This window comes from Enterobacter cloacae complex sp. ESBL7 (genome assembly GCF_041679625.1).
Taxonomy (GTDB): domain Bacteria; phylum Pseudomonadota; class Gammaproteobacteria; order Enterobacterales; family Enterobacteriaceae; genus Enterobacter; species Enterobacter asburiae_B.
On record NZ_JBGORN010000016.1, the window covers coordinates 16,053 to 29,454 of the forward strand.

Annotated in this window: 11 protein-coding genes; all 11 read right to left on the reverse strand. The window is 53.1% G+C overall.

The features are described from left to right. The 11 genes from ACERY3_RS24225 to tssL all read right to left on the reverse strand — a co-directional run bounded on the left by ACERY3_RS24225 (position 1) and on the right by tssL (position 13,398). Positions 1-264 (reverse strand): PAAR domain-containing protein, encoded by a 264-nt coding sequence (locus ACERY3_RS24225; protein ID WP_373226672.1) that lies wholly within the window; start codon positions 262-264, stop codon positions 1-3. 63 nt (positions 265-327) lie between these two features. Continuing rightward, complete coding sequence (locus ACERY3_RS24230) at positions 328-936, reverse strand: hypothetical protein (protein ID WP_373226624.1); 609 nt, start codon at positions 934-936, stop codon at positions 328-330. Next, on the reverse strand, positions 911-1,492 hold the full coding sequence (locus ACERY3_RS24235; protein WP_373226625.1) for a hypothetical protein: 582 nt from the start codon (positions 1,490-1,492) through the stop codon (positions 911-913). Before ACERY3_RS24235 ends, ACERY3_RS24230 begins: the two co-directional genes overlap by 26 nt. A 124-nt stretch (positions 1,493-1,616) precedes the next feature. Next, positions 1,617-1,991, reverse strand: a complete 375-nt coding sequence (locus tag ACERY3_RS24240) for a hypothetical protein (RefSeq protein WP_373226626.1) — start codon at positions 1,989-1,991, stop codon at positions 1,617-1,619. After that, positions 1,988-4,681 (reverse strand): glycoside hydrolase family 73 protein, encoded by a 2,694-nt coding sequence (locus ACERY3_RS24245; RefSeq protein WP_373226627.1) that lies wholly within the window; start codon positions 4,679-4,681, stop codon positions 1,988-1,990. Before ACERY3_RS24245 ends, ACERY3_RS24240 begins: the two co-directional genes overlap by 4 nt. Before the next feature lie 11 nt (positions 4,682-4,692). Next, the gene (locus ACERY3_RS24250; protein ID WP_373226629.1) at positions 4,693-5,169 is read right to left on the reverse strand and encodes a DUF3828 domain-containing protein; all 477 of its coding nucleotides are present in this window, start codon (positions 5,167-5,169) and stop codon (positions 4,693-4,695) included. Between the two features lie 158 nt (positions 5,170-5,327). Then, positions 5,328-7,685 carry a type VI secretion system Vgr family protein gene (locus ACERY3_RS24255; RefSeq protein WP_373226630.1) on the reverse strand — a complete coding sequence of 786 codons (2,358 nt, stop codon included), beginning with the start codon at positions 7,683-7,685 and terminating at the stop codon, positions 5,328-5,330. Then, the gene (gene tssH / locus ACERY3_RS24260; RefSeq protein ID WP_373226631.1) at positions 7,678-10,365 is read right to left on the reverse strand and encodes a type VI secretion system ATPase TssH; all 2,688 of its coding nucleotides are present in this window, start codon (positions 10,363-10,365) and stop codon (positions 7,678-7,680) included. Before tssH ends, ACERY3_RS24255 begins: the two co-directional genes overlap by 8 nt. Before the next feature lie 181 nt (positions 10,366-10,546). Beyond that, positions 10,547-11,038 carry an Hcp family type VI secretion system effector gene (locus ACERY3_RS24265; RefSeq protein ID WP_373226632.1) on the reverse strand — a complete coding sequence of 164 codons (492 nt, stop codon included), beginning with the start codon at positions 11,036-11,038 and terminating at the stop codon, positions 10,547-10,549. 12 nt (positions 11,039-11,050) lie between these two features. Next, positions 11,051-12,787, reverse strand: coding sequence for an OmpA family protein (locus ACERY3_RS24270; protein WP_373226633.1), 1,737 nt, complete (start codon positions 12,785-12,787; stop codon positions 11,051-11,053). Then, positions 12,724-13,398, reverse strand: coding sequence for a type VI secretion system protein TssL, short form (gene tssL, locus ACERY3_RS24275; protein ID WP_373226634.1), 675 nt, complete (start codon positions 13,396-13,398; stop codon positions 12,724-12,726). The genes ACERY3_RS24270 and tssL overlap by 64 nt, the downstream gene beginning before the upstream one ends. Between the last annotated feature and the right edge of the window lie 4 nt (positions 13,399-13,402).

Below are 13,402 nucleotides of genomic sequence, written 5' to 3' on the forward strand. Positions count from 1 at the left end.
TCAGCCCACCTTAGCCGGAGAAAAGGAGCTAATCAGTGTACAACCACAGCCACATTTATGGCCGTGAAACGCCACGGGAACACCATGATCAAGATAATCAGGGTTACCCTCAATAATCGTGGTAGGACCATGACCGTTAACCGGGCAGGAAACTTTGTCACCTTTACGTGCTACACCAACCCCACCAAATTTCATTGTTTCTGAACCAGTGAGAACCGCACCACCGTGGGTGGTTTTATCACCCTTACGAATAATAGGTAACATGAGTAAATTCCTTATTAAAAAATCAAAAAAAATGCGAATAGATTTCATTGTCTCACCCTGTGCTTACCAGGTGTTTTTAAAATCGATTTGACTCAACAAGGTTGATTCAACCCAGCCCGTGATTGTACGCCCTGATTTTGTTTGATACGATACTTTGCTATACTCTCCTTCTATTCCTAAAAGATGAACATAATCTCCATTAATGATAAATGTTTTAGTTTGTCTCATATCTGAGTCTTTTTTATCAAAGAAATACACCCGTTCCTTACTTCTAACCCGATAAACAACATCACCTAAAAGACAGTATTTCTGAGCTTTCTCATATTCTCTATTATAAGTTAGTTTGATTGGTTTTTCTGGATCGATAGTCGTGTTAAGTAACTCGCCATTACTCTTATCAAACACTATCCACCCTATTGTTCCTGTACCATCAGTATCAACCTCTAGTTTCGCTCTAATGATTTCACTATCATCCTCATCAATTATTAAATTTACTTTTCGCGGCTTAACACCCCAGTCATTGAATGGATAATTACTACTTCTCACTAACTCAGTAAGTATGAATAACACTGTTCTGGAGTTGCTGAATATGACACAGACAAAGGAAGCAAGGAAAGCAATGGAATTATTATTTTGATATGATTTTTCATTTATCCTCTTTATTGATTTCATCGATAAATGGGTGCCTCATTTTAGAAATTGCAGTTCTATAATATTCTTGTACTGAAGGATCTCGTGAGTGCCAGCGCGCCCAATTACCACCATTTCTGTTTATATAATCAACTTTATACTCCATTGCAGCTAAAACTGATGGGAAAATTATATAACCTTTTTTCCTGCTTGTTACTTGCCGATTCCCACCATGACCACTTAACCCTTTATTTTCAAAAGCCCACAAAATTCCAATAGGCGTATATTCTGGATGTAATGAAAACAGTGACTCATTCCAACCATATCCTGGTGGTTGAGGATTTCTACCTGATACCTCCATGCCACCCGCACCACATCGTTTATACTGCGTCGATTGGAAGTGACCATTATCATTAAAAGATATTTCACATTGGGTTCCATTTTTTATTGAGTGAACTGTGGGCAAGTCGAAACTGTTGGCCATGCCATACATAGGCAAAAATGAAACTATCAAAGACACAGTTTTTCTCATGTTAACCTCTATATCCAGGGGAAAAGCATGAATTACATTTTTGTTAAACCATGCTTTTTCTTGCACCCTAAAGTCAGGTGATGTACAGGCTGCCAGGACTTCCTCTATGTAATATGCTTTAATACTATCAGTATTGTAACTCGTTAAAACCTAATCCATTAAAAGTTGTTTTCTTTATGAATGAGCGATTTCAATCGCTATGCTGTTTTAGCTTTTTTTCTGATGGTCCAATGCCGGTACCTGTTGGTGCCAACCGATTAGACTTCATCCACCCCTCTACGTCTTTGCCATCTTTTGTGAAATACATTATATATGTAAAGTTATTATAATCCGCATATCCGTTCACAAGATCACCAGGAATTATAAATAAGTTTTTGATTGCACATTTTTCATTCGGGGCCAAATAGAAATAAGCCCGCCCTTTCCCTGATACTTTATAACCAGAATCACTACTTGGGATTATAGCTCTTTCTATATCTGCCTTGGCAGATACGCTTGAACAAAAATCCTCGGCATTGGAAATTAATGGTACAAATGAGAGTAACAATACAATTAAAGCTTTCATTTTATAAGCCCCTGACTTTTCATAACACTAATCAATGAATTTGCATAATTTGGATCTGTAGCATATCCAGCCTTTTGTAAACCTTTAGCCCACTTAATGGGATCTGAACTATTAAACAAAAAATGATATCGAGGATTCTTTTTAAAGAAATCGGCTCTCCCTTTGATGCTGTCAGAATAAGAATCGTAAGCTTGAAATTTATCTATTATTCTAACTCGCTTCCCATTTTCCACTTCATGAGTATAGTCTTCAACATAATCTTGGTTACCATGAGCTTTAATTCCAAAGATGTTGTAGCTATATTTTTTAGACTTAATGTCAGTAGGGACCGATTTACCATAGCCTGTTTCTAAGATAGCCTGTGCTGTTGTTATTGCTGCGGGCACGCGCGACGTTTCTTCATTTTCTTTAGCCTCTGCAAATACATATTTAACAAAATCCTTCCCTGTGATTTTCCCGATGTGTTTGGCTCGCGGCATTAAGAAACCTAAAAACATTACTGGATGCATATGCCATAGTGATGGCCCAAGTTTTAATTTACTGGCATCCTGCATCCAGGCCATCTTGTCGATAAAAGCCTCACTATAAGCCTTCCACTCCGGTGCTTCTTTCTTTAACGGTTCCAGAAATGACTGCCATATTGCATCGCCTTTTTTGTGATACCAGTCGCTCGGATGCTTAACTATCGCTTTTTGCACAACATCCTGGTAGTCCGGTCGGTGAACCGCCCGCAGGTATTCACCAGAAGAGTAATACGGTTCCCCGCTGTCAATCTTATTCAGCAGGTACTGGTAACCGTGTTTTGCCATTGCATGGCTGGGACGCGGATCGTTTTTAGCCACTTCTAGAATCCATTCAATAATACGCCGCACCAGCCCCACTGGCTGGGTTTTACCATCAAGGTAATCAAAACTCGGAGGGTCTACAATTTCCGTTCTGAAACCCAGTTTCCCCAGGTCATACTGAGATAATAATTCCAGTTGAGCCAGACCTTTAGGGACATAGCCATTTTCAGGGGGCAGTTGCCAGTATTCCTCTTTTGTCGTGTCATCCGTCTCTGTTCTCAGGTCGCTCAGTTTCAGCAATCCGGACCGGCTGGTCACCCGACCATCTTCCGCAAACGTTCCGGCCCGGATATTTTTGCTGTACAGCTCCAGATCCGGCGAATACTTCAGCCACAGCGGATGTTCAGCACCGACCTTTTCCGGATTGTTGAGAAACTGCGGCAGGTTCTCATCCATACTGAAGCACTCAATATGCACCTGATAACGCGAAACATAACTACCATCTTTCGGCGACTGATAATATCCCAGATGCCCAACCGGATCACCCGCGTGGATAGCGAAAGGCTCCGGACATACGACCTGGTCAAATATCATGCTATCTTTCGCCGGTGGCATCAAGGAACGCCACCATGCAGGCAGCACCACAGAACCGGCCCCCGGAGCGATATTGTGGTTATCAACCAGCATCCAGTACTGCTGTCCGGCTTTAAGTGATGTTTTTACATTGTTTTTTTGTGCTTCTTCATTCAGCCCCTGGTAAGTCACCAGACCGTATTTGCGCTGGTTGAAGCCCATCACGTGCAGACTGTCGTCAGACTCATCCCATTCGACAATGGCACCTTTCGGGATCGTCCCAGCCCGGTAACTACTGTTTACTGAATCCGGGTTATGGCTTGCCGCAACCATGAGCCAGTCAGGGTGATAAACCGACAGTGCATTCTGAACTGTCCAGAGGGGTTTATCCTGCTGTTCGTCATAAGCTGAATAAGGAGCCAGATGCATATAGAGAGTATAAAAATGCAGGCCACTTTTTTCTGTCTCTCCCGGCTGAATATAGTGACGTACCAGCAAAAATGAGCCGGAAAACAATAGCGGCCCGGATTCCCATGGAATATCGAGATAATCCTGGCAGATCCGGTAGGCAACGACTTCTCCATCAGCCATACAACGCACAGCCTGCTCCCCTTTGTACGCCACAGGGAAGTCTGTGTGCTCTGATACCGCTTTGCCGCTAAGCGCACACCAGGGGGTCGTGACCTGCGTGATATGGATCCCTGGATGCCACATCCCACTACGCCCGACAAGAAAAAGTCCCGTCGACTCTCCGGCCAAATGCTCAAGAATAGCTTCCTTATTTTTAAACTCTCCTCCCCTACTGTTGGAGTGGATCGGCCATACAATACTTATATTTTTCTGTGCTACAACGCTTTGAGTTTCAGTAGTATTATCAGTGTAACGATAAAGTGTATATGCAATATTATTATCACGATATACCTGTGCAGGATAAAAACCTTTATCCTGAGCGAAATCAGAAATCCATTTAGAACCATCAAACATCGCCATGTGGCCATGAACATGGTTTGGTGCTGCCTGGATTACAACTACATCCCCAGCTTGTTGGCCTGAAATTGAGTAAACCCCACCGTTTTTAACGGTGGCAGGGTTTAATACAGGTTTGAAATTATTTTCAATGAGCCATGGGCCATAGTCTTTTGCTGAGTTTATCTCTGAATTGTCTGAGGACAAACCACCTTGTATCAAGGCTACTTTGACGTAATGAGCACACTGAGATCTTCCATACTTAAGATGAGAGTCCAATCCTCTTCGATAGCGGTCCGCATTACTTCTTGCAATAATTTCCGCGTTAGCATTAAGCACCGAAATGGCGTTTAATTTATTAAACATTTAACTCACCATTAATCCTGATTGCACGTTTCTGACTTTCTTGATTCAAATTTCACGGAATCTATAAGCCAACGTTCATCCTTTCGTTTTAATCTAATAATATAATTTGACTCACTATTATTAACACCGAGAGTGAGTTCGAGATTTGCAGAGTCGTCATTAATGTTTACTTTCTTAGTTTTTAAATTTTTGATCCAGTCAGTACAAATATCCTGTGCAGCTGTAAAATAGTCCCCACCAGTATCATCGGAGTCCCGTTCATTTTGCAAATGTCTGGATGTATATTTATCAATAGCATCTTGTGACTGCTCAATACTTGCACTGGCGTCTGAATTGTTAAATGCTCTCAGGTAATCAGTATAAAATGCAATTACAACACCTTCAGGAGACTTGAATGTTTCATCTGAGTTGCCTTCCCCTCCGAAAGAAACACGTAAACCCAGAAAAAATATAAAGAGTATCAAAAATAATTTCGTATAATTTTTCATGATATCACCCTAAAACCTTATTTTTAATAAATCACTAACATTCGCTCTGCATCAGCATTTTCTAATTTAAAATGAGATACGTTCTATCCTGCTGGTTTCCGGATTCTTTGTTGAGTCATGTTATCTATCCACGAAAAGATGGCGACAATCCTCCTCCGTCAGTCGTGAAATGACTTGCTGTCAATATGCTTCACTTCCGTCAGCGTGGATACGCCGAACTCTGAGGTATCTGCAGAAAGGCTTGCTCCCGAGCCAGGAACCAGATACTCCGCCACCTTCATGATCATCTTCCCTTCAGAGCCATGCTCAATGCCATTCTCACTCAGCTTCAGGTAAGAACCGCCACCGTTCAGCGTCAGCGTTTTCGGCGTACTGATGATGATTTCATCGTCGGTACTGGTGATGGTGACCTGCTTCTCCGCGCTGAGCGCCAGCTTATTGTGCTGGGCCTGGATGGCAATATCTCCCTGACCGGCAATCAGTTTCATGCCGTCTTTATGCGCAAAGAGCCCCAGAGACGCCTCTGCCGCCACCGAGACGTTGTTCATCGCCCCCAGATCAAGATGCTGACCGGCGTTGACCATCACGTTCTGGCTGGCCGTCAGTTGTACATGTTCACCCGAGGTGAAGGCCACGCCACGGGGGGCGCTTGCCAGCAGTACCGCTGACTGCAGCTGTTTGAGCCGTTCATCGAGCAGCGCTCTCTGGGCCCGGATATCACAGGTCAGCGCCTGAGCCGCCTGTGCCGCGTCATGCAGCGCCTGCATTTCGTTATTTGCCTGCGTTATCTGACCGACCGCCGCGCTCATCTCCAGCACCTGACCCTGCGCTTTTGGCTGCTCGTCAGCACTCAGAAACAGTCCCCGTGCCGCACGAAGGGCACCGTATTCGTCGGTGCGCAGCTCGAAGCCGGTTCCCCGGACCTGGAGCTCAGCGTTGACCAGATGCCCCATATTCAGCTGGCTCTTGCCATATTCCGTCGCCAGTTTGATATGCTCCTGCGCCTGCTGGTCCTCCAGACGCAGTTTGTTGTTGGACGGGGTACGCAGCACGTTACGGGTATGGTTGTCCTGCGTCACCGGGTCAGGGTGTTCTGAGTCATGCAGGGCGCTGGCAATGTAAGGCCGGTCCGGGTCGCCTGCATCAAAGGCAACCGCCACTTCCGTGCCGTCCAGCAGCGGGGCGTGCCAGCCGTATTCATATCCGGCGTACGGCTTCGCGAGCCGCAGCCAGAGGTACGCTTCTCCGGCACCGCTGTCGCTGCGGTCCACGTTGAGCCGGACGCGATAGCGCCCCTGCAGGTCCAGCCAGGCATAGCTGTCGCCCGTGGTTTCACTTTCCACACGCGCCACCAGCGTTCCGGCAACCACCGGGCGGGCGACCAGAGGAGGACGAAAACAGACCGTTTCACTGTAGGGAATGGCATCAAAATCCAGAATAAAGCTGCTGCGTCGGGAGCCACGACTGCGAATACGGGTGATGACCATCCCCTCTTTCAGGCTCTCCGGCAGGGAAACGTCGCTCTCCAGCACCTGGCCGGGTAACAGCTGCGGGCTGGTCGAACGCCCGGTGACCTGGTGCTGTGCGTTCAGAATCCGTTCATGGCGCAGCCGGGCATAAAACGCCCCGGCCTCCGGGGTTGCCGTATCGCCAGCCGACAGAAAAGGCTCCGCATAGTGGTAGACCTCTCCAGTCGTAATACCGTCGTCACCGCTGAGGCTTTCCGTGCTGTCCTGAGGTATCAGCGCCTGCCGGTAGTTGTAATCACGGGTGGTCACGCGGCTGCTTACCACCTGATGCGAGGTGCGGACAGCCCAGATGCTCGCCTGGCCGTTATCACTGGTCCCCGATGGAGAACGTAATGGTAGCCGGGTCCCGAACAGATACTGCGCCTGGGTATCCATGAATACCACAACATCCATCTGGCGTTTCTCATCCATCTCCGTACGCCAGAAAATCCCGACCTCAGCCAGAATGCGCTGCACAAACGCCAGGTCCGTCTCCTGCCACTGGGTGATAAGTTCGCGCACCGGGTAGTCCAGCGTCAGGCGAAACGCAAAGTCCGGGCCTTCCAGACCGTGAGAGCGCAGTATCTGCTCCACCAGCTCCGGCACGGTAACATTCTGGTAAATGGCGCTCTGGCGGGTGAACTGCAGCAGTGCAATACGCGGCACCAGGGTCAGCTGGTACGTCGTTTCATCCGCCGAGGTGGAAAGTCGTCTGAAAGACTTCACCACGCCGTGCAGGGTACGCAAGGGGGTGGCGGCCCTGCCGTTAAAATCCGGCACCTGAAACGTAAATGACGCAAATTTCAGCAACAGCGCATCGCAGGCAATATCCGCAGCCCCGCAGGTCACCCGGATATGATAATGCCAGGGCGCACTGAGGGATTCTTCTGCCCTGAACGACAGCACGTCCAGAAAATGCGGGCATTCATGCACGTCCAGGCGATAACGGGACTGGCTGATAAGCGTCTGAGCGGCCAGGTCTGCCAGACCGGTCAGTATCTCACTCATGGTTCACCTCTTTTTCCGGGGCCACAAACGCCATCACGATACCTTCCTCATCATGCCAGCCGAGCGTCAGGTGCTGCGGCTTCTGTCCGGCAGCAAGATGATGCAACAGTTGCTGGCTCAGCACCGGCAGTATCTGCTGGCTGAGCAGGCTGTCGATATTGCGCGCCCCGGTGTCCGGCAACAGGCAGGCTGCTGCCAGCGCGTCATAAAGGCTTTCGTCAAGGGTGGTGGTGATGCCGTAGTGACGGGCGAGCCGTTGGGTGACCTTCTCAAGCTTCATCGCCACGATGGTGCGCAGCGGCGCTTCGCCGAGCGGGCGATACAGCACCGTCTGAAAACGCGCCAGCAGCGCGGGCTGGAAGTGGTCGCGCAGAAGCGGTCTGACCAGCGTGTGCAGTTCGGCGTCCGTGGTCTGCGGATTTTCTGTAAGCTGCTGCATGATGTGGTCGCTGCCGAGGTTCGAGGTCATCAGGATAACGGTGTTGCGAAAATCGATTTCCCGGCCTTCGCCGTCGCGCATAAAGCCCCGGTCAAACACCTGGTAGAACAGGTTCATCACGTCCCGGTGGGCTTTTTCCACCTCGTCGAGCAGCACCACGCAGTAAGGGCGTTTGCGTACCGCTTCGGTCAGAATCCCGCCCAGGCCGTAGCCGACGTAGCCCGGCGGGGAGCCCTTGAGCTGCGAGACGGTGTGCGGCTCCTGGTATTCCGAGAGGTTGATGGTAATGAGCGATTTTTCACCGCCGTACAGCACGTCCGCCAGCGCGTGGGCAGTTTCGGTCTTGCCGGTGCCGCTGGGGCCTGCCAGCAGGAACACGCCCTGCGGGCCGTTCTCCGGCGTCAGCCCGGTTTTCGACGCCCGCAGACGCTGTGCGATGGCGGCGAGGGCAGCGGCCTGCCCCACCACACGTTCAGCCAGCAGGTTCTCCAGATGCAGCAACTCAGTCTGTTCGTCTTTCAGCAGCGAGGATAGAGGAACACCGGTCCAGTCAGCGATGACTTCCGCCACCATGCGTACATCGACGTCCGGACACAGCAGCGGGCTGTTCTCCTGCAGGGTGTGCAGTTGTTGTTGCAGCTCTGCGGTCTGCTGTTGTGATTCGGGAGCGTTGCGGCTTTCCAGCAGTTGCGTGACCAGCGCCTTCTCTTTCTGATGGCGAGCTTCCAGTGTCCGCTGTTCGGCGGTAAGCTGGCGGGTCTGCTGCGCAATCTCCGCTAACCGGGTATCTGATACTGACTGCCCCACCGCCTGGTCTTCCAGCAGGGCCTCCTCTTCCAGCACCAGGGCATTCTCCTGCGCTGCCAGCCGGGTGAGGGCTTCCGGGACCGTATCGAGGCTCATGCGTACGCGGGCGGCGGCGGTGTCCAGCAGGTCCACCGCCTTGTCCGGCAACTGGCGTCCGGTGAGGTAGCGCCGCGACAGCGTGACGGCAGCGCGAACCGCCTCATCGCTGATATGTACGCCGTGGTGCTCCGCGTAGCGGGACTTCAGCCCCCGCAGCATCAGGCAGGCGGTGTCGTCGTCCGGTTCGTCCACCTTAACCATCTGGAACCTGCGCTCCAGCGCGGCGTCGCGCTCGAAGTACTGTTTGTATTCGCTCCAGGTGGTGGCGGCGATGGTTCTGAGTTCCCCCCGGGCCAGCGCCGGTTTCAGCAGGTTGGCCGCATCCGCGCCGCCCGCCTGATTGCCCGCCCCGATGATGGTGTGAGCCTCGTCGATAAACAGCAGCACCGGTAACGGGGACTGTTGTACCGCATCGATGATGTTTTTGAGGCGCTGTTCGAACTCGCCTTTGACACCGGCCCCCGCCTGCAGCAGGCCGAGGTCAAGGGTGCGCAGGATAACCGGCTTGAGCGACTCCGGGACGTTACCTTCCGCAATGCGCAGCGCCAGCCCCTCCACCAGAGCGGTCTTTCCGACGCCCGGCTCGCCCACCAGAATCGGGTTGTTCTTGCGCCGACGGGAGAGAATATCTACCATCTGGCGGATTTCATTGTCACGGCCAAATACCGGGTCGATTTTACCGTCCCTGGCTTTTGCGGTGACGTCGGTGGTGAAACGGTCCAGAACTGCCAGTAATGCCGTGGTGGGTTTGCCTTCTTTTATTACGGGCGCATCTGCACCCACAGGACGCCCGACGAATTCCACATTACCGTTTCCGGTATCGCCGCCGTCACCCGCCATCAGCGCCGATTCTTTCTCCTGTTCTTCCGGACGTTCATCGGAGTGCACATCGAGCAGCGGTCGCAGCTGCGTTATCTGTCCGGCGGTCAGGGAGAGCAGCGGCCAGAGGCCGTCGCAGTGCAGCAGCGACGGATGGCTGCGGAACGCCATCAGCAGATGAATACTGCGTATCTGCGTTTCGCCCGCCAGCGAGGCGCACAGCCACGCCTGACGCAGCAGTTCATTAAACTGCGCGGACAGCTGCGGGCGGCTTTTCACCGACCGGGGCAGACGGTCCAGGTACGTCAGCAGGTCCTGCCAGACGGTGTCCATGTCCCACTCATAGCGGCGGGCCAGCACGGTGAGGTCGCCTTCGCCCTGCTCCAGCAGTTTGAGCAGCCAGTGCTCGGGGTGGATTTCCGCATGGGCGCGGGTCTGGCACAGGGTGGCCGCATCCTCCAGCGCCCGGGCGCAGAACGGGTTAAGGCGACGCAGCAGTACGGCAGGATTTTCCATATTTATTTACTCGCAGTCGGTGACCTTCGGGCACGCTACCGCCCCTCGCTGTGTCCTGGTGTTCAGGAGCCCGTAAGCGCATCAGGTCAGATTTTTGTGTTGTAGTTTTTTGCAGAGCGTCCGTGCGGACAGGCGTTCAGCAAAAAAAAAGCAGACAGGGATAACCCCGTCTGCCGGTGTGTTACGCGGTGGCGCGTTCGTTCCAGGAATCGGAATGAATGATGTTGCCGTCCTTGTAGGTCCAGGTGATTTTTTCGTAGCGCAGTTCAAGCTGCTCCAGGTGGTTGTGCTTCTCGTAGGTCGGGTCCTTGATGTCATGCATCACCGGATTGACCTTCACCACCTTCACGTTTTCCAGCAGGGTGTTGAAGTACTCCACTTCCTGACCGGCATCGTTGATTTTGTACCATCTGAACTCGGCTGATTTCAGGGTCTGGCCGGTGGTCACCGCCTTGTACAGGTACGGGCTGGAGGCGTCGATTTCCTTGGTGAATTTAAACGGGGTGTGGATACGGGTGCCGGTCAGCTTGCCGGTGTTGTTGTCGGTCGGGATGTACAGATTATGCTCCTGCGCCACCACCTCAATGCTGCCCTCGCGGTCCTTCACGTCAACGGAGCCCTTGATGTCCGCACCGCCATCGTCCTTCAGCCACAGATAAACCGGAATTGCCATGTTGTTGATTCCTTATTGATTACGTTGAGAAGCGCCACCACCCTGTGATGGCACCGGTTTTAAGCCCGGTATCCGGCAGGCATCGGCCTGCGGTACCAGACGGATTTCAACCCGACGGTTGGCCGCCCGGCCCGCCGTCGTGTCATTGGTCTGCAGGGGACGCGTTGCCCCGTAGCCCTGCACCGCAAAACAGCTTTCCGGCACGCCGCCGGTGTCGCGCATCCAGTCGCGCACGGCTTCAGCACGCTTCAGGGACAGCGTCTGGTTAAGTTGCTGGCTGCCGGTGTTGTCGGTATGCCCGCTGACCACAATCAGCCAGCCGGGCCTGGCCTTAATACCGACCAGCGCATTCACCAGCACCTTCGTGGAGCCGGATTTCAGGGAAGCCTCGCCCGGCGCAAACAGCGACAGGCTATCCAGGCGTATCGTTTGCGCTGGCGTGGCCGATGTCCGGGAAGGCACCTGCGCAACCTGTGGCGCAACAGGTACCACACCATCCGTCACCTGCTGCAGCGCCAGCAGCAGCGGCTCTCCGGCATACAGGCCCAGCCCGTAGCGAAGCGGTGCCCCCTGACGCTGCCAGCGCTCAAGCAGCAGCCTGCGCTGCGTCACAGCAGGTAACACCTGCGACCGGCTGGCTGGGGGTTGTACACGCCACCGGGTGAGCACATCCCGGGTGCTGTTAATCAACTGAGCGTTGTTAACGGTGGAAAATGCCAGAGCAGCCAGCAGGCAGCCCGTCAGAAAAGCCAGCGTATAACGCGCGGCAACTGAATGACCGACCGGTGACGATGCGCGGGCAAGCACCGGCAACAGCGCATCCACGAAGGTCATGGCTTCGCAGGCAGGTGCTGAAGTAACGTGGTAACGTACTGCCGCCGCACGTATCAGCCAGCGCTGCCAGAGCGAGGTGTCTTCAGCCTGTTGCGCGTTCAGACGAAGCACCACAGCAAGGGGAGAGACCACAGGAAAATAGTCATCAGGACGTGTCAGCTCACTGAGCAGAATATCCCGGCAAAACGCCATCGCCTGCGACAACACCGGGATGCAGGCCAGGTGATTATCCTGCTGCTGCCATTCACTGAAGGCATACACTTCACCATCATCTGCACAGGCATTCACCTCTGCCCCCTGAACCATAAACCAGGGCGTGTCGGGGCCAGCGAAGCGACACTGCAACACCACCGGCAGCAAAACCGTGTGCGCATCCTTTATCCGCTTAATCTGCTGGCGCAGGGTTTTCAACGACAGCCGGAGGGTCACCTCATCTTCCTGTCCGTCCGGCTGGCAGCAGTACACTACCGATAACCGCCCCGCCAGGGCTGGCGAGTGTCTGAGCAGGCGACTGACCTGAGCTGACAGTGTCCCCGGTGCCCCGGCCAGTAACCAGCACCCGGTGGATGTCCGGCGAAGCGACTGCCCGGCGAACATCGCTTCCACCCCGTCGCCGCAGACCAGTACCACCGGTCCGTGCACGTCAATACCCGCGAATTCATCATCAGGTACTGCCGCCTCCGCCGTCTGTCTGTGACGAAACGCCCATCCCATGCCCGCCATCATTGTCAGTACGGTTAACAGACTGCGACTCAGCACTGAAAGCGGCACAAATCCCCACAGCAACCACATCGCCGAGCAAAAGCAAAGTGCAGCAGACAGCGCCATCCGGGAAATCAGCAATACCGGCATCAGGAGGTGAACCCCGACAAATGCGTCGTCAGCAATGACTGCAGCCAGAGATGGCCGCCCCACCAGGCAAGCCCGGTCACCAGCAGCGCCATAACCAGCCAGAATCCGAAGGAACGAAGCCACCCGAAGCGATAACGGGCACGGTGATGCACCACCAGAGAAAGATCTGAGGGTAACGGGGGCACTCGGGCCGCCAGCGCCTTCAGCACCGCGTCCCGCTGAGACACATCCTCATCTTTACGGGTGTACAGTCCCTGAAACCCAAAGGCCAGCACGCGGTGATAGCAGGTCAGCACCGCCTCTACCGGGGCGGGCTGATGCAGCACTTCCGTGATACGCTGCCAGAGCGTGCCTCCGGCCCGCAGGGTGCTGAAATACCGGCTCTGCAGCGGCACCGCTTTCCATTCTTTCGGTACGGCCTCAGGGCGTGGTGACGCGTCACCGGAAATGTCATTATCACCCTGTATGCTCGCGTGATGCCTCAGCACCGCTTCATCCAGCAGCGCACACTGTGCGAATGAAATATGCTCAATGCTGGTCCTGTCGTACCCCGCTTTTTCCAGCACCTCTCGAACCCGCTCAATCTCTCCGCAGCAGCGCTGGTACAGGATTTTGCCTTCCGGGACCGCCGCACCATGACGCAGCATCGTGACAATCAGCCAGGTCCTGGTCATTACC